General features: G+C 41.1%; 22 protein-coding genes. All 22 read left to right on the top strand.

The annotated features are described in order from the left end of the window. Window positions 1-66: 66 nt before the first annotated feature. The 22 genes from KIH88_RS06085 to phoU all read left to right on the top strand — a co-directional run bounded on the left by KIH88_RS06085 (window position 67) and on the right by phoU (window position 16,342). Window positions 67-684 carry a class I SAM-dependent methyltransferase gene (locus KIH88_RS06085; RefSeq protein ID WP_213988078.1) on the top strand — a complete coding sequence of 206 codons (618 nt, stop codon included), beginning with the start codon at window positions 67-69 and terminating at the stop codon, window positions 682-684. Window positions 685-696: 12 nt separating this feature from the next. Continuing rightward, entirely contained in the window at window positions 697-1,317 is a 621-nt protein-coding gene (locus KIH88_RS06080) for a Type 1 glutamine amidotransferase-like domain-containing protein (protein ID WP_033585586.1), read from the top strand. 117 nt (window positions 1,318-1,434) lie between these two features. Next, a complete protein-coding gene (locus KIH88_RS06075; RefSeq protein ID WP_000695593.1) occupies window positions 1,435-1,992 on the top strand; it encodes a hypothetical protein in 558 nt (185 codons plus the stop codon). Between the two features lie 93 nt (window positions 1,993-2,085). Further along, window positions 2,086-2,262 (top strand): 30S ribosomal protein S21, encoded by a 177-nt coding sequence (gene rpsU, locus KIH88_RS06070; protein WP_000048054.1) that lies wholly within the window; start codon window positions 2,086-2,088, stop codon window positions 2,260-2,262. A gap of 131 nt (window positions 2,263-2,393) precedes the next feature. Further along, on the top strand, window positions 2,394-3,329 hold the full coding sequence (gene hprK, locus KIH88_RS06065; protein WP_000115137.1) for an HPr(Ser) kinase/phosphatase: 936 nt from the start codon (window positions 2,394-2,396) through the stop codon (window positions 3,327-3,329). Next, a complete protein-coding gene (gene lgt, locus KIH88_RS06060; RefSeq protein WP_045617417.1) occupies window positions 3,322-4,110 on the top strand; it encodes a prolipoprotein diacylglyceryl transferase in 789 nt (262 codons plus the stop codon). Before hprK ends, lgt begins: the two co-directional genes overlap by 8 nt. Beyond that, window positions 4,111-4,494, top strand: coding sequence for a DUF948 domain-containing protein (locus KIH88_RS06055; protein ID WP_000895025.1), 384 nt, complete (start codon window positions 4,111-4,113; stop codon window positions 4,492-4,494). It abuts the gene before it with no gap. Between the two features lie 15 nt (window positions 4,495-4,509). After that, window positions 4,510-4,908 carry a YtxH domain-containing protein gene (locus KIH88_RS06050; protein ID WP_061588299.1) on the top strand — a complete coding sequence of 133 codons (399 nt, stop codon included), beginning with the start codon at window positions 4,510-4,512 and terminating at the stop codon, window positions 4,906-4,908. A 73-nt stretch (window positions 4,909-4,981) separates the two neighbouring features. Continuing rightward, a complete protein-coding gene (gene hemW / locus KIH88_RS06045) occupies window positions 4,982-6,112 on the top strand; it encodes a radical SAM family heme chaperone HemW (RefSeq protein WP_213988077.1) in 1,131 nt (376 codons plus the stop codon). A gap of 4 nt (window positions 6,113-6,116) precedes the next feature. Next, window positions 6,117-6,854, top strand: coding sequence for an acyl-[acyl-carrier-protein] thioesterase (locus KIH88_RS06040; RefSeq protein ID WP_049490189.1), 738 nt, complete (start codon window positions 6,117-6,119; stop codon window positions 6,852-6,854). 10 nt (window positions 6,855-6,864) lie between these two features. Beyond that, complete coding sequence (locus KIH88_RS06035) at window positions 6,865-7,638, top strand: TIGR01457 family HAD-type hydrolase (RefSeq protein WP_213988076.1); 774 nt, start codon at window positions 6,865-6,867, stop codon at window positions 7,636-7,638. Beyond that, on the top strand, window positions 7,628-8,245 hold the full coding sequence (locus KIH88_RS06030) for a TIGR01906 family membrane protein (RefSeq protein WP_213988075.1): 618 nt from the start codon (window positions 7,628-7,630) through the stop codon (window positions 8,243-8,245). Before KIH88_RS06035 ends, KIH88_RS06030 begins: the two co-directional genes overlap by 11 nt. Window positions 8,246-8,465: 220 nt before the next feature. Next, entirely contained in the window at window positions 8,466-8,867 is a 402-nt protein-coding gene (locus KIH88_RS06025; protein ID WP_061588294.1) for a Spx/MgsR family RNA polymerase-binding regulatory protein, read from the top strand. Continuing rightward, window positions 8,868-9,146: a UPF0223 family protein gene (locus tag KIH88_RS06020; RefSeq protein WP_061588293.1), complete on the top strand. Its 279-nt coding sequence runs from the start codon at window positions 8,868-8,870 to the stop codon at window positions 9,144-9,146. It begins immediately after the preceding gene. Continuing rightward, complete coding sequence (locus tag KIH88_RS06015; protein ID WP_084939141.1) at window positions 9,136-9,909, top strand: inositol monophosphatase family protein; 774 nt, start codon at window positions 9,136-9,138, stop codon at window positions 9,907-9,909. The genes KIH88_RS06020 and KIH88_RS06015 overlap by 11 nt, the downstream gene beginning before the upstream one ends. After that, window positions 9,910-11,214, top strand: a complete 1,305-nt coding sequence (locus tag KIH88_RS06010) for an RsmF rRNA methyltransferase first C-terminal domain-containing protein (protein ID WP_213988074.1) — start codon at window positions 9,910-9,912, stop codon at window positions 11,212-11,214. A gap of 208 nt (window positions 11,215-11,422) precedes the next feature. Further along, window positions 11,423-12,301 (top strand): phosphate ABC transporter substrate-binding protein PstS, encoded by an 879-nt coding sequence (locus KIH88_RS06005; protein ID WP_213988073.1) that lies wholly within the window; start codon window positions 11,423-11,425, stop codon window positions 12,299-12,301. Beyond that, entirely contained in the window at window positions 12,301-13,218 is a 918-nt protein-coding gene (gene pstC, locus KIH88_RS06000) for a phosphate ABC transporter permease subunit PstC (protein ID WP_001070951.1), read from the top strand. The genes KIH88_RS06005 and pstC overlap by 1 nt, the downstream gene beginning before the upstream one ends. Then, the gene (gene pstA, locus KIH88_RS05995; RefSeq protein WP_000543047.1) at window positions 13,208-14,092 is read left to right on the top strand and encodes a phosphate ABC transporter permease PstA; all 885 of its coding nucleotides are present in this window, start codon (window positions 13,208-13,210) and stop codon (window positions 14,090-14,092) included. Before pstC ends, pstA begins: the two co-directional genes overlap by 11 nt. A gap of 10 nt (window positions 14,093-14,102) precedes the next feature. Then, on the top strand, window positions 14,103-14,906 hold the full coding sequence (pstB, locus tag KIH88_RS05990; protein ID WP_000049851.1) for a phosphate ABC transporter ATP-binding protein PstB: 804 nt from the start codon (window positions 14,103-14,105) through the stop codon (window positions 14,904-14,906). Between the two features lie 12 nt (window positions 14,907-14,918). Continuing rightward, entirely contained in the window at window positions 14,919-15,677 is a 759-nt protein-coding gene (gene pstB, locus KIH88_RS05985; protein WP_213988072.1) for a phosphate ABC transporter ATP-binding protein PstB, read from the top strand. 11 nt (window positions 15,678-15,688) lie between these two features. Continuing rightward, the gene (gene phoU, locus KIH88_RS05980) at window positions 15,689-16,342 is read left to right on the top strand and encodes a phosphate signaling complex protein PhoU (RefSeq protein ID WP_000946476.1); all 654 of its coding nucleotides are present in this window, start codon (window positions 15,689-15,691) and stop codon (window positions 16,340-16,342) included. Window positions 16,343-16,490: the final 148 nt, after the last annotated feature.

The following is a 16,490-nucleotide window of genomic DNA, read 5'->3' as shown; positions in this document are numbered from 1 at the left end:
TTTTACTTCAAATGTTCACTATCCTGCTAAAGTGGTATAATATAGCTATACGGGGAGGCTCGAACTTTGATTTATATAATCGGTTTTATTTGTTTTTTACTTTTAATGTTTCTGTTTAGTCGCTTAATTCAGCAATCAAAGAATCCTTCGGGCTTTCTAGGAAAACGAATGATGAAATTGTGGAATCGAACCTATCTCCCTATGTTTGTATGGGCAATTCGTCATCTGGATAGGACATTTTACCCTGTAATCTTAGATGTAGGAGTTGGGAATGGTCGTTCAACCATCCTGCTGAAAGAAACTTTTCCGCAAAGTACCATCACTGGAATCGATATTTCAGATACTGCAATAGCTCAAGCCAAACAGATAGAGATGACTAATCTAAATTTTGAACGAAGAGATGTTAGGGAGACAGGTTTTTCTGATGAAAGTGTTGATTTAATCACAGCTTTTCAAACTCATTTTCATTGGCAGGATTTAGAGGCTTCTTTTATGGAACTTCGAAGAATACTCAAATCAGACGGGATGCTCTTACTGGCTTGTGAATATAACAAGTTGTCTTACTTTTTACCAGAGGTTCAAAGCGAAGAAGCATTTAGACGATTCTTGTTGTCAGTAGGGTTTGAGCTCGTAACTAGTCAAAGAAAGGGATCATGGATCCTTTATAAAATTGTTAAACATTAATGGAGGTACATCATGAAACAATTATTTTTATGTTCACACTTTGCTGGAGTCAAAAAGCTTTTTAGCGATTATGCAAAGGAAAAGAATCTAGAAAATAAGGTTTTATTTATTCCTACCGCTGGGAACAAAGAGGACTATACTGCCTATATCGATGAGGCTCAGCAAACATTCAGGGATTTAGGATTTGAGATAGAGGTTTTAGATATTGCTTCTTGTGATCGAGAAACTGCACAGGCAAAGATTTTCCAAAGTAAGATTCTTTATATCTCAGGCGGGAATACCTTTTATTTATTGCAAGAATTAAAGAAAAAGCAACTCCTATCTCTCATCAAAGAGCAAATAAGAGATGGGTTGGTCTATGTGGGAGAATCAGCAGGGGCTATCATTACAGCCAAGGATATTGACTACAATAAACTTATGGACGACAAGACGGTAGCGACAGAGTTATCTGATACAGCGGGATTGGATGAAGTGGATTTTTACATCCTTCCACATTATGGTGAGGAACCTTTTACTGATAGTAGCAAAAAGACTTTTGAAATGTATAAAAAGCAGCTTGAATTGCTACCGCTTCATAACCACCAAGCAATTATCGTTAACGATGAGCAAATAGATATCTTGACAATAGAATAAAGATGTGGTTAGAAGAACATTGATATTTTACCACTAAAACGATTAGGGGTTGATAACTCACTTAGCGGGAATCTGCCATGAATAGATTAATTTTATGAATTCAAGAAGGGAAAAGTTATGAAAATAAAAACGTTAGATAAAATAGGTGGGATTGTTTTCTTGTTTCTAACGATTGCTACCATTGTCGTTTTTTTATCAGATACGAGCTTCTTTGAGTGGGCGTTTACTAGACACCAGAATACTCTGAGTTGGTATATTCGCCCTCTCTTTATTATTCCAATTGTAATGGGAGCTTATAAAAAATCCTATAGCCTGATTTTCTTTTCTATATTTTGCCTATTTACTAGCATGTTCTGGTTCCCAAAGCCGGAAATAGTTGATGTAAAAGTAATTGAGTTTTTGAATTTTGAGAAGACTTATTTTACGAGCGGATGGAGTATTGAAAAAGTTATCATTCTGGCGACGATTCTAGCATTTTTTACGGCGATTATATCCTTAACATGGAGTAGACGTTGGTATGGATTATTAGCAACGGTAGTAATTGGAGCGTTTCTGAAGGTTGCCCATAGTCTTTTATTTAGTGGAGGAAGTGGTATATCGATTGTGAAACCAGCTGTTTTGGGATTGATTCTCTGCATCTTAGTGATTTATTTCATCTTCAAAAGAAGAAAGTAAAAATAATAAAAGTTTATGGCTGCTTTTCTCTTGACAATTATTCACTTTGTGTGTAAAATGGAATAGATCTTGAACTTGAAGGGAGTGAAAAAAATGTCTAAAACAGTAGTACGTAAGAATGAATCTCTTGACGATGCACTTCGTCGTTTCAAACGTGCGGTTACTAAAGCTGGTACTCTTCAAGAAACACGCAAACGTGAATTCTATGAAAAACCTTCTGTAAAACGTAAACGTAAATCAGAAGCAGCTCGTAAACGTAAAAAATTCTAATTTGAAATGAAAGGCTAGACTTGTCTAGCCTTTTTTCTTTCCAAATAAATACTGTAAATCCTGCAAAAAAAGGAAACTTCCTACCACAATTTGATATAATAGTAGGGAGAACTCGATTGAAGGAGGAAATTATGTCGGTTTTAGTAAAAGAAGTCATTGAAAAGCTCAGATTAGACATTGTTTATGGTGAAGGCGATTTACTTGAAAAAGAAATCAATACTGCGGACATTTCTCGACCAGGTCTGGAAATGACGGGCTATTTTGATTACTATACTCCGGAGCGGCTTCAACTGTTGGGAATGAAGGAATGGTCTTATTTAGTCTCCATGTCTTCTCACAACCGTTATAAGGTGTTGACCAAGATGTTTCAACCAGAAACACCAGTGGTTATTGTTGCGCGTGGTTTAGTAGTTCCAGAAGAAATGTTGAAAGCTGCTAGGGAATGTAAGATTGCGATTTTAACCAGTCGAACAGCTACTAGTCGCCTGTCAGGAGAATTATCTAGCTATTTGGATTCTCGTTTGGCAGAACGGACCAGTGTTCATGGTGTCTTGATGGATATTTATGGCATGGGTGTCTTGATCCAAGGGGATAGCGGTATCGGTAAGAGTGAAACTGGTCTGGAACTTGTGAAACGTGGACACCGTTTGGTGGCAGATGATCGTGTAGATATTTTTGCAAAAGACGAAATGACCCTTTGGGGAGAGCCAGCTGAAATTTTGAGGCATTTACTTGAGATTCGTGGAGTGGGGATTATTGATGTGATGAGTCTCTACGGAGCAAGTGCAGTTAAGGATTCTTCACAAGTTCAACTAGCAGTTTATTTGGAAAATTATGATACGCATAAGACCTTCGATCGCTTAGGAAATAATGCTGAAGAAATCGAGATTTCTGGTGTAGCCATTCCACGTATCCGCATCCCAGTAAAAACAGGACGCAATATTTCTGTTGTCATTGAGGCGGCTGCCATGAACTACCGTGCTAAGGAAATGGGCTTTGATGCGACACGTTTATTTGAAGAACGCTTGACAAGTCTGATCGCTCAAAATGAGGTGAAAAATGATTAATCCAGTCGCATTTGAAATCGGTCCTTTTTCTATTCGTTGGTATGCTTTGTGTATTGTGGCTGGTTTGGTTTTGGCAGTCTACCTTGCCATGAAGGAAGCTCCTAAAAAGAAAATCCTGTCAGATGATATTTTGGATTTCATTCTGATTGCTTTTCCAGTTGCGATTTTAGGTGCTAGACTATACTACGTACTCTTTCGCTTAGATTATTACCTGCAAAATCCAGGTGAAATCATTGCCATCTGGAATGGTGGTTTGGCCATTTATGGAGGTTTGATAGCGGGCGCTATTGTCCTTTATATCTTTGCAGATAGAAAGCTGATTAATACTTGGGATTTCTTAGATATTGCAGCACCGAGCGTCATGGTTGCCCAGAGTTTAGGACGCTGGGGGAACTTCTTTAACCAAGAAGCCTACGGTGCAGCAGTAGATAGTCTGGATTATTTGCCAGGCTTTATCCGTGACCAGATGTACATTGATGGCAGCTACCGTCAGCCGACCTTCTTATATGAGTCGGTTTGGAATCTGATCGGATTTGCTTTGATTCTGATTTTTAGACGAAAATTAAAGGGAATCAGACGTGGTCATATTACGGCATTCTACTTGATTTGGTATGGCTTTGGTCGTATGATTATCGAAGGCATGCGGACGGATAGTCTCATGTTCTTTGGTCTGCGAGTTTCCCAGTGGTTATCAGTTGTTCTTATCGGACTCGGTATTTTTATCATACTTTATCAAAATCGAAAGAAAGCCCCTTTCTATCATACTGAGGAGGAAAAATAAATGTTAGAAGTTGCATATATACTTGTTGCGATTGCTTTGATTGTCTGTTTAGTCTATTTGACAATCACGATTCAAAAAGCAGGTCGTATGATTGATGAGACAGAGAAGACCATCAAAACATTGAGCTCAGATGTGGACGTTACCTTGCATCAGACTAATGAATTGTTGGCTAAGGTTAATGTGTTAGCAGACGATATTAACGACAAAGTTGCGACTATTGATCCACTCTTTACGGCGGTGGCGGACTTGTCTGAGTCAGTATCTGACCTCAACCAACATGCACGTGTCTTAGGCAAAAAAGCTTCATCTGCTGGTTCAAAGACCATTAAAACAGGTGCAGGCTTGTCCGCTCTTCGTGTCGCAAGTAAATTTTTCAAAAAATAAAAAAGGAGAAATCTTATGGGAAAACTATCCTCTATCCTTTTAGGTACGGTTTCAGGCGCGGCTCTTGCTTTGTTTTTGACAAGTGACAAGGGTAAGCAAGTTTGTAGTCAAGCTCAGGATTTTCTAGATGATTTGAGAGAAGATCCAGAATATGCTAGAGAGCAGGTTTGTGAAAAACTAACAGAGGTGAAGGAACAGGCAACTGACTTTGTGCTGAAAACAAAGGAACAAGTAGAATTTGGTGAAATTACTTTTGATAGTGTCCTTGACCAAGCTAAAAACTGTGCTCGACAAGCGACAGAAGCGTCAAAGGAAACCTTTAACAATCTCAAGGAGCAATGGCAAGAACAGTCAGCAACTCCAGACGTCGCTGAAAGCCAAGAAGAAATTATCATTGATATTACTGAAATATAATGCATCACCATCTCTGGTTTTTGGAGATGGTGATTTTTATCTGCAAGCCTGTCTTTATGGTATAATAAGTACTATGCAGAAAAAACCAACGTCCGCCTATGTGCATATTCCCTTTTGCACACAGATTTGTTATTATTGTGACTTTTCAAAAGTATTTATCAAGAATCAACCAGTAGATAGTTACCTGGAGCATCTACTAGAGGAGTTTCGTTCTTATGATATCCAAAAGTTACGAACTCTCTACATTGGAGGTGGGACGCCAACGGCTTTGTCCGCTTCGCAATTAGAGGTGCTTCTGGATGGTTTGACTAAAAATCTAGACTTGTCTGTCTTGGAAGAGTTGACGATTGAAGCCAATCCAGGCGACTTGGACGCGGATAAGATTGCGGTTTTGAAGCAGTCACCAGTCAATCGTGTTTCCTTGGGTGTGCAGACTTTTGATGACAAAATGCTGAAAAAAATTGGGCGCAGTCATTTAGAAAAGGATATTTATGAAAATATCGGCCGCCTCAAACTGGCTGATTTTGACAATATCTCCATCGACTTGATTTATGCATTGCCTGGTCAGACCATGGAGCAAGTCAAGGAAAATGTAGCCAAGGCTATCTCGCTTGATATTCCTCATATGAGCCTTTATAGCTTGATTTTGGAGAATCATACGGTCTTTATGAACCGCATGAGACGAGGGAAATTGCCCCTGCCCAAGGAGGAACTAGAAGCGGAGATGTTTGAGTACATCATCGCTGAACTTGAGCGAGCTGGTTTTGAGCATTATGAGATTTCCAATTTCTCTAAACCCGGATTTGAAAGTCGCCACAATCTCATGTACTGGGACAATGCTGAGTATTATGGTATCGGTGCGGGTGCTTCAGGTTATGTGAACGGGGTGCGCTATAAAAACCACGGTCCAATCCGCCACTATCTCAATGCGGTAGAGGCAGGAAATGTTCGGATAACAGAAGAACACCTGAGTCAAAGGGAACAGATGGAAGAAGAAATGTTCCTAGGCCTCCGGAAAAAATCCGGGGTTTCTATGGCACGATTTGAGGAAAAATTCGGACGGTCCTTTGATGGACTTTATGGCGAAATCATCAGAGACTTGGTTCAACAAGGACTCATGCAGATCGACGGTGATCGTGTCCGAATGACAAAGAGGGGTCTCTTCTTGGGAGACACTGTAGCAGAACGATTTATTTTGGAGTAGAACAATGGGCTTAACTTATCAAATGAAAATGAAAATTCCTTTTGATATGGCGGACATGAACGGTCATATCAAGTTGCCAGATGTGATTTTGCTGTCCCTGCAAGTATCAGGTATGCAGTCGATTGAGCTGGGAGTCAGTGACAAGGACGTCTTGGAACGCTACAATCTGGTCTGGATTATTACAGACTATGCGATTGACGTGGTTCGCTTGCCTCGCTTTGCTGAGGAGATTACGATTGAAACGGAAGCATTGACTTACAATCGTCTTTTTTGCTACCGCCGTTTCACTATCTATGATGAAGCAGGTCAAGAAATCATTCGCATGGTAGCAACCTTTGTTCTCATGGACAGAGACAGTCGGAAAGTTCATGCTGTCGAACCGGAGATTGTTGCTCCTTACCAGTCTGAGTTTGATAAAAAACTCATCCGTGGACCAAAGTATGCAAATCTAGAAGATCCGATCAGTAAAGACTACCATGTTCGTTTTTACGACTTGGATATGAATGGTCATGTTAATAACAGCAAATACCTGGATTGGATTTTTGAGGTCATGGGAGCAGACTTTTTGACCAAGTATATTCCAAAGAAAATCAATCTCAAATATGTAAAAGAAGTGCGACCAGGTGGTATGATTGCTTCAGCTTATGAACTCAAGGGACTAGAAAGCAAGCATGAGATTATCAGTGATGGCGAAATCAATGCCCAAGCTATGATTACGTGGCAAGAAATTGAAGGCAATTAGAAAGGACGATATGGCTTATAAAGGTTATTTAATTGATTTAGACGGAACCATTTACAAGGGGAAAGACCGAATTCCGGCAGGAGAGGCTTTTGTGCATGAACTGCAAAAGCGAGAAATTCCTTATCTCTTTGTAACCAACAATACAACCCGAACTCCAGAGAGTGTTCAAGAGATGTTGGCTCAGAATTTTAACATTGATACGCCTCTATCAACTGTCTATACAGCAACTCTGGCAACCATCGACTATATGAACGACTTGGGACTGGAAAAGACAGTCTATGTCATCGGCGAAGATGGGCTCAAGGATGCCATTCAGGCGGCTGGTTATGTCGAAGACAAGGAAAATCCTGCCTATGTGGTAGTTGGACTGGACTGGCAAGTCGACTATGAAAAATTTGCGACGGCGACTCTAGCCATTCAAAAGGGGGCTCACTTTATCGGAACCAACCCTGACCTCAATATCCCGACGGAACGTGGTCTTTTGCCAGGAGCTGGTTCACTTGTAACTCTGCTTGAAGTGGCAACACGAGTGAAGCCTGTTTATATTGGGAAACCAAATGCTATCATTATGGACAAGGCGGTTGAGCACTTAGGTTTGAAAAGAGAAGAATTGCTCATGGTTGGGGACAACTACCTGACAGATATCCGAGCAGGGATTGACAATGGTATTCCAACGCTCTTAGTGACAACAGGTTTTACCAAGGCAGAAGAAGTAGCAGACCTACCAATCGCACCAACTCATGTAGTTTCTAGCCTTGCGGAGTGGAATTTTGATGAAAACTAAACTGACCTTTTGGGGAAGTATGCTCTTTCTCCTCTCCCTGTCTATTCTCTTAACCATTTATCTGGCATGGATTTTCTATCCTTTAGAAATTGAGTGGCTGAACTTAGCGAATCGAGTCTATCTAAAGCCCGAAACCATTCTGTATAACTTTCATATCTTGATGAATTACCTGACCAATCCCTTTAGTCAGGTCTTGGAGATGCCAGATTTTCGTTCATCAGCTGCAGGTTTACACCATTTTGCGGTGGTGAAGAATCTCTTCCACTTGGTTCAGCTAGTTGCCCTAGTGACATTACCAAGTTTCTATTTCTTTGTTAGAAAGATTGTGAAAAAAGGATTTCTACCCCTATATCGTAAAAGTATCTTGGCTCTAGTGCTACTGCCTCTAGTCATTGGGCTTGTGGGAGTGTTGATTGGTTTTGAGCAATTCTTTACTCTTTTCCATCAGATTCTCTTTGTGGGAGATGATACCTGGCTTTTTGATCCAGCAAAGGATCCCGTTATTTGGATTTTGCCAGAGACTTTCTTTCTCCATGCCTTTGTACTTTTCTTTGTTTTGTATGAAGGAATATTTGGTTTCCTCCTTGTTAAAGCTTCAAGGAAATAGAGGATAACATTCTGTATTTTTAATAAAAAACGAGAGAAGTTGCTCTACTCCCTATTTATTGTTAGGTTATCCTAAAGATAAACTTGCAAAGCAGGAGATTTTTGCAGAAAACAGTCTATTTTCTATGAAAAAATAGGCTTTTTTTCTAGAAATACCTAGTCAAGCGCTTTATTTTTTTGTATAATAGAAATAGCAAGTATAGATAAAAGAAGAGAAAAGCATGATTACACTATTTTTATCACCGAGTTGTACATCATGTCGTAAGGCAAAGGCTTGGTTAGAGACGCATAAAGTGCCCTTTCAAGAGCATAATATTATGACTAGTCCTTTAACAAGAAAAGAATTACAAAATATTCTTTCCTTGACCGAAAATGGTACTGATGACATCATTTCAACTCGTTCAAAAATCTTTCAAAAATTAGATATTGATGTAGAGAGTATCTCGGTATCGGAGTTGCTTCAGTTGATTGAGCAATATCCTAGTCTTTTGCGTCGCCCAATTATTACAGATACCAAACGCATGCAAATCGGTTTTAATGAAGATGAGATTCGTGCTTTTCTCCCTCGTAGTTACCGTAAACAAGAATTGAAAGAAGCAACATTGAGAGCTGGTATTGGATAGATGAACAAACAGTATAGTTACCCACTAGATTTGTCGTGGAGCACTGAAGAACTTGCTTCAGTGCTTTCTTTTTTTAATGATGTTGAAGCTGCTTATGAAGATAAGGTAGAAGCAAAAAAACTGCTAGATTCCTACAAGGAATTTAAGACCGTTGTTCCTAGCAAAAGCGAAGAAAAGCGCTTAGGTCGCGAATTTGAGACGGTTAGCGGTTATTCCTTCTATCATGCGGTTCAATTAGCAAAAGAAAAAAGAGAAGGGAAGATTTCTCTTGGAAACTAAATTTGAATTTGCCAAACAGATTGTGCAAGAAGCTGCTGACTATATTTTGGCTCACATGAAAGAAGATTTGCAGGTCGAGCGAAAGTCTTCACCTACTGACTTGGTGACGCGTTTGGATAAGGAAGTTCAGGATCTTTTGGTTGGTAGAATTTTAGCATCTTATCCAGAAGACTTGATTTGTGCGGAAGAGGGCTGTTTGCGTGCTGGAGTCGGTCAAGGTTCCGTTTGGGTGATTGATCCCATTGACGGTACCAATAACTTTGTCGCTCAGAAGGAAGATTTTGCCGTGATGTTGGCCTACTTTGAGAATGGGGTTGGGAAATTCGGTATCATTTATGATGTCATGAAAGGGGATTGTTACCATGGTGGTGGTGCCTTTCCTGTCTATCGGAATAAGGAACTCTTGACTAGTTTTAAAAAGAAACCTCTTCAAGAATTTTTAGTGGCTGGTAACTCAGGCATGTTTGAAAGCAATGAGTGGGGCTTAGCTGATTTAGGACGGGCAGCGTTAGGAGTCCGTGTCTATGGTAGTGCGGCCATTAGTTTAGCCAAGGTTTTATCAGGTCGCCTTCTGACCTATATCTCCTACTTGCAACCTTGGGATTACGCTGCTGCAAGTATCCTAGGGGAAAGTCTGGGCTATCGTCTTCTTACAGTTTCTGGTGACCCTGCTGATTTTAAAACGTGTCAGCCTGTCATGATGGTGCCAATCGAGATGCAAGAAGAGATTCAGTCCTACATTTATGAAAGGAAAGAAAATTAAATGCAATTTCCAGAAGGATTTGTTGAAAAATATGAAGCGATACTAGAATATGAGGCAAGAGATTTTCTTGCCTCTTTTAAACAGGAAGCAGTATCGGCTTTTCGGGTTAATCCCTTAAAAGAAAGTCAGCTATCGTTTGCTGACGCCATTCCTCATACACCTTGGGGGCATTATGGTAAGGTCTCTGGAAAGTCTCCAGAGCACGTGACAGGTTTCGTTTATTCGCAAGAGCCAGCAGCCCAGATGGTAGCGCAGGTAGCCCAACCAAGTCCTGGGATGAAGGTCTTGGATCTGGCGGCAGCACCAGGTGGGAAATCCACTCAATTGGCAGCTTATCTGGCTAATCAGGGTATCCTTGTTTCCAATGAAATTTCAAGCAAGCGGGCTAAGATTTTAGTGGAAAATATGGAGCGGTTTGGAGCTACAAACGTAGTCGTGACCAATGAGTCTGCGGATCGCTTAGCCAAGGTCTTTAAAGGATACTTTGATGTGATTGTCCTTGATGCTCCTTGCTCGGGTGAAGGGATGTTCCGTAAACAACCAGATGCCATGGATTATTGGAACATCGACTATCCGAATCAATGTGCCAGTCTCCAAAGAGAGATTTTAGAAGATGCAATCACCATGCTTGCAGAAGGTGGCCGTCTGGTTTATTCGACCTGTACCTGGTCGCCAGAGGAAAACGAAGAGATTGTTCACTGGTTACTAGATACTTATGATTTTGATCTACTTCCAGTCGAGCATGTGAACGGTATGGTAGCAGGAATTAATCTTCCTGAAACGGCTCGGATGTACCCTCATCATTTCAAGGGAGAAGGTCAGTTTGTTGCCCATTTGCAGTTTAAGGGAGAAAATCCAGCACCCAAATTCAAACCCTGCAAGACCAATCTCAATCGCGAACAGCAGAACTTGTGGCAAGAGTTTGCCCAAAAACATCTCAAAATATCACTAACTGGCCTTCTACAAACTTTTGGAGACCAACTCTATCTCTTGCCAGAGATGCTACCTGATCTAGGGAAACTTAAAATTGCTAGAAATGGCCTCCATCTAGGTACTTTTAAGAAGAAACGCTTCGAACCAAGCTTTGCTCTGGGATTAGCCTTGAAACCAAGTCAAGTAAAACAAAGGGTCGAAATCAATGATGAGGATTTTGTAAAATATGTGGCTGGTGAGACTGTTCAATTGTCTGAACCTCGACCAAATGGCTGGTACCAAGTTGTGGTTCAAGGAAACGGATTAGGCTTTGCCAAGGTAACAGGAAATGTTTTGAAAAATTATTATCCAAAAGGACTCAGATTCAGGTGAAAAAGCTAGTCAAAGAGCCTATTCTATGTTATAGTGGAATTATGAGTTTTTTCTGATAGTCTTTTATTATTACTTATATTATACGATGGAATTGTCCGCCCCTAAGAATGTCTAAAAAATAAAGCGGGACAATCATTGATGATAATTGGATGATCAGGACAAACGGAAGAAATCAGAACATTTATCATTATGTTCAAGGAGAATAACAGTGAAAAAAAGAAAAAAGCTCGTCCTATCTCTTGCGACTCTTTTGGTGGCAGGTTCTCTAGCAGGATGTGCTAGCTGGATTGATCGTGGAGAATCCATGACAGCTGTTGGTTCAACAGCTCTTCAACCTCTTGTCGAAGCAGCAGCAGATGAATTTAGTTCTAGAAACATCGGAAAAACAGTCAATGTTCAAGGTGGTGGATCGGGTACAGGACTTTCCCAAGTCCAGTCTGGAGCAGTAGACATCGGGAACTCTGACGTCTTTGCAGAGGAAAAAGATGGAATCGATGCTTCAGCTCTAGTAGACCACAAGGTTGCAGTGGCTGGTCTTGCAGTGATTGTAAACAAGGAAGTGGATGTTGAAAATCTCACAACCGAGCAACTTCGCAAAATCTTTACAGGTGAAGTGACCAACTGGAAAGAAGTTGGGGGTAAAGACCTGGCCATTTCAATCATCAACCGAGCAGCAAGTTCTGGTTCACGAGCGACGTTTGATACGGTGGTTATGAATGGCCAATCGGCAATGCAGAGCCAAGAGCAGGATTCTAACGGGATGGTCAAGTCGATTGTATCCCAAACTCCTGGAGCTATTTCTTACCTAGCCTTTGCATATGTAGATGACTCAGTGAAAAGCATGAAACTGAATGGCTATGAGCCTACGTCTGAGAATGTAACGACCAACAATTGGCCTTTGTGGTCTTATGAACATATGTACACACTTGGTCAGCCAAATGAGTTAGCTGCTGAATTCCTGAATTTCGTCCTCTCAGATGAAGTCCAAAATGGAATTGTTAAAGGGATGGGCTATATTTCCATCAATGAAATGAAAGTCCAAAAGGATGCTTCAGGTACCGTTACAGCAGTAGAAGGAGGTCAATAATGAATCAAGAAGAATTATCGAAAAAATTACTCTCTCCTTCAAAGAACTCTCGCCTTGAGAAGTTTGGTAAAGGTTTGACCTTCACTTGCCTTTCTTTGATTGTCATCATTGTAGCGATGATTTTGATTTTTGTAGCCCAAAAAGGTTTGTCGACCTTCTTTGTCAATGGGGTCAACATCTTTGATTTCCTCTTTGGACAAACTTGGAATCCTTCAGGGAAACAATTTGGTGCCCTTCCGATGATTTTAGGTTCCTTTATTGTGACGATTTTATCTGCCCTCATCGCAACTCCCTTTGCCATTGGTGCTGCAGTCTTTATGACAGAAGTCTCACCAAAGGGTGCAAAAATCTTGCAACCAGCCATTGAACTTCTCGTCGGGATTCCTTCAGTCGTCTATGGATTTATCGGTTTGCAAGTTGTGGTGCCTTTTGTTCGTAGCGTCTTTGGTGGAACTGGGTTTGGGATCCTGTCAGGGATTTTCGTTCTCTTTGTCATGATCCTACCAACTGTAACCTTTATGACAACAGACAGCTTGCGTGCTGTTCCTCGTCATTACCGTGAAGCTAGTTTGGCTATGGGAGCCACTCGTTGGCAAACCATCTGGCGTGTGACCTTGAAAGCAGCACGTTCAGGTATTTTCACAGCAGTGGTCTTTGGGATGGCGCGTGCCTTCGGTGAAGCTCTTGCTATTCAGATGGTTGTCGGAAACTCAGCAGTTATCCCAACCTCGCTAACAACACCTGCTGCGACTTTGACTTCTGTTTTGACTATGGGTATTGGAAATACCGTCATGGGAACAGTTGATAATAACGTACTCTGGTCACTGGCCTTGGTATTGCTCTTGATGAGTTTGGCCTTTAACAGTGTGATTAAATTGATTACGAAAGAAAGAGGAAAGAAAAACTATGCACGCTAAGAAATTAGATAAACTTGCAACAGCTATCCTCTATACCATCGCGGGTATCATCGTGACCATCTTGGCATCTTTGATTCTCTATATCTTGGTGAGAGGGTTACCGCATATCTCTTGGTCCTTCTTGACTGGGAAATCCTCCTCTTATCAAGCAGGCGGGGGTATTGGGATTCAGCTCTATAATTCCTTCTTCCTTTTGGTCATTACCTTAATCATTTCTGTTCCCCTGTCTATGGGAGCTGGCGTTTTCCTTGCTGAGTATGCCAAAAAAGGACCTGTGACCAATTTTATTCGTACCTGTATTGAGATTTTGTCTTCTCTACCATCAGTCGTTGTGGGTCTCTTTGGTTACTTGATCTTTGTAGTTCAGTTTGAGTATGGATTTTCAATCATTTCAGGTGCCTTGGCCTTGACGGTCTTTAACCTCCCTCAGATGACTCGAAATGTTGAGGATAGTTTAAAACACGTTCACCATACACAACGTGAGGCTGGTCTGGCCCTCGGAATTTCTCGTTGGGAGACTGTGGTCCATGTCGTCATTCCAGAAGCCCTTCCAGGTATCGTAACGGGTGTTGTCTTGGCATCTGGCCGTATCTTTGGTGAAGCCGCTGCTCTTATCTATACGGCAGGACAATCCGCTCCAGCCCTTGACTGGTCTAACTGGAATATCCTCAGTGTTACCAGTCCTATCTCAATCTTCCGTCAAGCAGAAACCTTGGCTGTCCACATTTGGAAGGTCAACAGTGAAGGAACTATTCCTGATGCTACCATTGTATCTGCTGGTTCTGCCGCTGTGCTCCTCATCTTTATCTTGATCTTTAACTTTGGAGCTCGCAAACTCGGAAGCTATCTACACAAGAAATTAACCGCTGCCTAAAGGAGAAGCCATGTCAAAATATAACTGGGATGAAAAGCATATCATCACCTTTCCTGAAGAAAAAGTGGCCCTCTCTACCAAGGATTTACATGTTTACTATGGTAAAAATGAATCCATCAAGGGCATCGATATGCAATTTGAAAAAAATAAAATTACAGCCTTGATTGGTCCTTCTGGATCAGGGAAATCTACCTATCTTCGCAGTCTCAATCGGATGAATGATACCATTGATATTGCCAAGGTCACAGGTCAAATCCTCTACCGAGGCATTGACGTCAACCGTCCAGAAATCAATGTCTATGAGATGCGCAAGCATATCGGAATGGTCTTCCAACGTCCAAATCCATTTGCTAAGTCTATCTACCGCAATATCACTTTTGCTCATGAACGTGCAGGAGTCAAGGATAAGAAGGTCTTGGATGAAATTGTAGAAACCTCTCTAAGACAGGCTGCCCTTTGGGATCAGGTTAAAGATGACCTCCACAAATCAGCCTTGATGCTTTCTGGTGGTCAGCAACAACGTCTCTGTATCGCTCGTGCCATCTCTGTCAAGCCAGATATCCTCTTGATGGATGAGCCTGCTTCAGCCTTGGATCCGATTGCGACAGCCCAACTGGAAGAAACCATGTTGGAATTGAAGAAGGACTTTACCATCATCATCGTTACCCACAGTATGCAGCAGGCTGCACGTGCAAGTGACTACACAGGATTTTTCTACTTGGGCGATTTGATCGAGTATGATAAGACATCCAATATTTTCCAAAATGCCAAGCTACAGTCTACCAATGACTATGTAACGGGACACTTTGGTTAGAAAGGAAGCAGTATGACAGAATCGATTTTGCAGGTTAAAGACCTGTCCGTTTATTACAATAAAAAGAAGGCTTTGAATAGTGTTTCCCTTTCTTTCCAACCTAAGGAAATAACCGCCTTGATTGGTCCTTCTGGATCAGGAAAGTCCACTCTTCTCAAAGCCATCAACCGCATGGGCGATCTAAATCCTGAGGTGACAACAACTGGAACAGTGATTTATAATGGCCACAATATCTACAGTCCGCGTACCGATACGGTTGAATTGCGTAAGGAAATCGGTATGGTCTTTCAACAGCCCAATCCTTTCCCTATGTCTATCTATGAAAATGTTGTCTACGGTCTACGTATCAATGGAGTCAAGGATAAACATGTTTTGGATGAAGCAGTAGAAAAGGCTTTGCAACGTGCTTCTATCTGGGATGAGGTCAAGGATCGCTTGCATGATTCAGCCATTGGTCTCTCAGGTGGCCAACAGCAACGTGTTTGTGTTGCCCGTGTCTTAGCAACCAGTCCCAAGATTATTCTCTTGGATGAACCGACTTCAGCTTTGGATCCTATCTCGGCTGGTAAGATTGAGGAGACCTTGTATAGTCTGAAAGATAAATACACCATGCTCTTGGTAACACGTTCGATGCAACAGGCATCACGTATCTCTGATAAAACAGGATTTTTCCTAGATGGGGATTTGATTGAGTTTAACGATACGAAGAAAATGTTCCTAGACCCACAAAACAAGGAAACAGAAGATTATATTACAGGAAAATTTGGATAAGGAGTTGAATGATGTTACGATCTCAATTTGAAGAAGATTTGGAGAAATTGCACAACCAGTTCTATGCCATGGGTCAAGAAGTGCTCTCACAAATCAATCGTACAGTGCGTGCCTTTGTCACACATGACCGTGATTTGGCAAAAGAAGTTATTGAGGAAGATGCAGAAGTAAATGGATATGAAGTGAAACTCGAAAAGAAATCATTTGAAATGATTGCCCTTCAACAACCTGTTTCTCAAGACCTCCGTACTGTATTGACCGTTCTCAAGGCAGTATCGGACCTAGAACGTATGGGAGACCATGCGGTGTCAATCGCAAAAGCAACTATTCGTATGAAGGGGGAACAACGCATCCCTGCCGTTGAAGAAGAAATCAAAAAAATGGGGCGCGATGTGAAAAACTTCGTTGAAGCTGCTCTCGAACTTTACCTGAATGGTTCTGTGGATCAAGCCTATGAAGTAGCGGCTATGGACGAAAAAATCAACCATTACTTTGATAGTATTCGTGATCTTACTACAGAGGAGATTAGGAAACATCCTGAAGCCATCGTTACAGGCCGTGATTACTTCCAGGTAATTTCCTTCTTGGAACGTATCGGAGACTACGCTAAAAATATCTGTGAATGGGTTGTTTACTTTGAAACAGGGAAGATTGTCGAACTATAAGAAACGGTTTAAATATACAGAATAAAAGGCTGATTGTGATAAATCAGTCTTCTTTTTATGAAAAGAATTATTTTACATTCAAAATCTTTAAAAGGGTTGACAACTATTTTTAAAAGAGTTATAATTATTCAGAAATAACAGAAAGGTC

Origin of the sequence: Streptococcus oralis, from assembly GCF_018448765.2 — a bacterium.
Lineage (GTDB): Bacteria > Bacillota > Bacilli > Lactobacillales > Streptococcaceae > Streptococcus > Streptococcus oralis_BM.
This window is presented reverse-complemented; position numbering and strand designations above follow the sequence as displayed.

Bases quoted from the DNA above. Each gene is read 5' to 3' on its own strand.
- pstC (WP_001070951.1), top strand. From the start codon at position 12,301: ATGAATCAAGAAGAATTATCGAAAAAATTACTCTCTCCTTCAAAGAAC.
- pstB (WP_213988072.1), top strand. From the start codon at position 14,919: ATGACAGAATCGATTTTGCAGGTTAAAGACCTGTCCGTTTATTACAAT.
- lgt (WP_045617417.1), top strand. From the start codon at position 3,322: ATGATTAATCCAGTCGCATTTGAAATCGGTCCTTTTTCTATTCGTTGG.
- KIH88_RS06025 (WP_061588294.1), top strand. From the start codon at position 8,466: ATGATTACACTATTTTTATCACCGAGTTGTACATCATGTCGTAAGGCA.
- KIH88_RS06075 (WP_000695593.1), top strand. From the start codon at position 1,435: ATGAAAATAAAAACGTTAGATAAAATAGGTGGGATTGTTTTCTTGTTT.
- KIH88_RS06055 (WP_000895025.1), top strand. From the start codon at position 4,111: ATGTTAGAAGTTGCATATATACTTGTTGCGATTGCTTTGATTGTCTGT.
- KIH88_RS06040 (WP_049490189.1), top strand. From the start codon at position 6,117: ATGGGCTTAACTTATCAAATGAAAATGAAAATTCCTTTTGATATGGCG.
- KIH88_RS06080 (WP_033585586.1), top strand. From the start codon at position 697: ATGAAACAATTATTTTTATGTTCACACTTTGCTGGAGTCAAAAAGCTT.
- pstA (WP_000543047.1), top strand. From the start codon at position 13,208: ATGCACGCTAAGAAATTAGATAAACTTGCAACAGCTATCCTCTATACC.
- KIH88_RS06050 (WP_061588299.1), top strand. From the start codon at position 4,510: ATGGGAAAACTATCCTCTATCCTTTTAGGTACGGTTTCAGGCGCGGCT.
- phoU (WP_000946476.1), top strand. From the start codon at position 15,689: ATGTTACGATCTCAATTTGAAGAAGATTTGGAGAAATTGCACAACCAG.
- hprK (WP_000115137.1), top strand. From the start codon at position 2,394: ATGTCGGTTTTAGTAAAAGAAGTCATTGAAAAGCTCAGATTAGACATT.
- KIH88_RS06030 (WP_213988075.1), top strand. From the start codon at position 7,628: ATGAAAACTAAACTGACCTTTTGGGGAAGTATGCTCTTTCTCCTCTCC.
- KIH88_RS06020 (WP_061588293.1), top strand. From the start codon at position 8,868: ATGAACAAACAGTATAGTTACCCACTAGATTTGTCGTGGAGCACTGAA.
- rpsU (WP_000048054.1), top strand. From the start codon at position 2,086: ATGTCTAAAACAGTAGTACGTAAGAATGAATCTCTTGACGATGCACTT.
- KIH88_RS06035 (WP_213988076.1), top strand. From the start codon at position 6,865: ATGGCTTATAAAGGTTATTTAATTGATTTAGACGGAACCATTTACAAG.
- KIH88_RS06010 (WP_213988074.1), top strand. From the start codon at position 9,910: ATGCAATTTCCAGAAGGATTTGTTGAAAAATATGAAGCGATACTAGAA.
- pstB (WP_000049851.1), top strand. From the start codon at position 14,103: ATGTCAAAATATAACTGGGATGAAAAGCATATCATCACCTTTCCTGAA.
- hemW (WP_213988077.1), top strand. From the start codon at position 4,982: ATGCAGAAAAAACCAACGTCCGCCTATGTGCATATTCCCTTTTGCACA.